This is a genomic window from Psychrobacter sp. NPDC078929 (assembly GCF_050267985.1).
GTDB lineage: Bacteria > Pseudomonadota > Gammaproteobacteria > Pseudomonadales > Moraxellaceae > Psychrobacter.
Map to the genome: position 1 here is coordinate 1 of NZ_JBNNFX010000057.1, position 2,242 is coordinate 2,242.

Sequence of the window (2,242 nt, forward strand, 5' to 3'; positions counted from 1 at the left end):
GTTTGCGATAATCTAGGGAGTAAGTCATGGTTATTTATTGTGGTAATCGTTTAGTTGATTTATTTTATAACATTTTTGTGGTCAGGTGACTATAGTGAGGCTGTACAGAAAAACAAAGCTTCACGTTTATATAAGCTTAAAGATACTCAGAAGTTTACGTACGGTAGGTTGAAAGCGTTTCATGACTATCAAAAAGAGCGTTGTGATGCCCCATATATATATTTTCCGTGGGGTAATAAACGTCAGGTTGTGAAAGCAAACATGATATCACCTCGAATATATCATACGATGAAAGAGTATCTAGGCACCTCAGATTTAGATGATGAACAGAAAAACCTGTGCTTAGTAGTTTTGAGTCTTGCGTATCGGACAGGAATGCGAATCAAGGAAATTATCGGTTTTAAAGTTCGTGATGTAGCTGACATCTATATTGATGAGCATGGACAACGAATAGAGCAGCCGCAAATATGGTTAAGACCAAATCGCTATCGGAGATTGAAAAGTAGCAGTGCAAGCCGCCTTATACCGATTAACTGCCTACTTATGAAAGATGAGCTAGAACAATTTACTCAGTTATATCATCAGCAGAAAAGATTGAAGCGTCGTTACTTATTTTCTCAAGGTTCAGGTGATCAGCCGTTACCTAGTATATTTTTTAGCAATCTCATGAAGCTCATCTGGGATAGGTTGCTAGGAGAGCATGAATTCACATTTCACAGCTTTAGGCATACTGCTATTAGTCAGCTGGCATTAGTACTAAGTAAGTCGCCATTGGCACAGGTGATGACTGATTATGATAATGAGCAGTACGAGAGAGTAATAAAAGACATCCTTGGTTATCACAAGGAACAAGGCTCTTGGTTTGGGCTGGCTAGCTTTGCAGGGCATCTAACATGTGATACGACATTTGAGCATTACATTCATACTGCTCATTTGCTGGCAGGGGAACAGCTCATCAGAGCGTACTTGCAGCTACCTATAACCATTTTAGAGTTAATAACAGGGCTTGGTTACTCCGCTATATATAGACAAGATAAAACTGCTTATGATGCAACGACAAAGACGGTGCGGCTAAATAAGATAAGACCATATTTACTTAAAAAAATAGCTATTAATAAAACACCATTATTTAAGAACGTAGATGAACCTGATAACAATACTAGTCACCAACTGTTAAAAGGTAATTTGGATGAACTCGAAGAATCGAATACGAGTTCAATTTTCATTCATCCTAAATATGCGGACGTTATAGGTTTTCTAGAGGAGCTGCAGAGATTAAATATAAATTCTCGAGATAGACTGTTATCTGAAGTTGCTATTAGACATGGTATAAGTCTAAATGAATCTAAATGTTTATATCTGCGCGCTAGTGAGCTGTTCGACGATGATAGGTTATTACTAGGCAGGCCTAAAGGTAGTAAAAACCAGGAGGTAATGATTAGAGCACTGGATAGAGCTTATCAAATGTCTATAAACAATCCTGAGCAATTGAAAAGGTTCGTTGAGATATTTGAAGATAAAAATAACTTTAGAATATCAACAATTCAATTTGGCATAAGGCCTAATCAGTTAGAGAGCCTGAAAGATTTCATGGCGGTAGGCTGTCAGCTTATTGATTCGTCCCAATGGCAGATTAGAGCATCGAATAAACAAGCCGTTATTGATCTAAAAAAGAAACTTAAAATTGATAAGCGAGTAAGAATAGGGTCTCGTCAGAATTTCCACGGGTATGATGTACGGGTCATAGAAAAGAAGCGTAAAAGATCTGATAAAAACATGGCTAAGACAGATCGATATGACGCTTCATCAGGTGTATTGAGGTATATAGGTTATTTGGCGATAATATTAGTGAGACTTTAAAGGCTGTGGAGAGACCATCCCAGATTCTGTGTAACTGCCATTTAGATTAAATGCTTACTGATACGGTCATCAAACATAATCATAAAACGATTCAGAGCAGACGTCCAGTTACGAATGGGCATCGACCACTTTTTAGACGCCTGCTGGGTGGCTAAGTACACCACTTTGAATGCTGCCTGATCAGATGGGAACACCTTACGCTTATTCACTGCCGTCCGAATCACACTGTTTAGCGACTCTATCGCATTGGTGGTATAAATCACTTTTCTGATGTCTTTCGGATACTCAAAGAACACCGTTAAGCCCTCCCAGTTATTGCGCCAAGACTTGACCACGTGCGGGTAATCTTTGCCCCAAGTCTCATCAAAGTGCTCAAGATTGG

Annotated in this window: 2 protein-coding genes; one reads left to right on the plus strand and one right to left on the minus strand. The window is 38.8% G+C overall.

Annotation, left to right across the window (positions count from 1 at the left end):
* Window positions 1-168 precede the first annotated feature (168 nt).
* Entirely contained in the window at window positions 169-1,860 is a 1,692-nt protein-coding gene (locus ACQKCG_RS13890; RefSeq protein ID WP_427585496.1) for a site-specific integrase, read from the plus strand.
* 41 nt (window positions 1,861-1,901) lie between these two features.
* Here ACQKCG_RS13890 and ACQKCG_RS13895 read toward each other — a convergent pair.
* Window positions 1,902-2,242: transposase (locus tag ACQKCG_RS13895; RefSeq protein WP_427585497.1), on the minus strand; the 341-nt coding region annotated here is incomplete at its 5' end.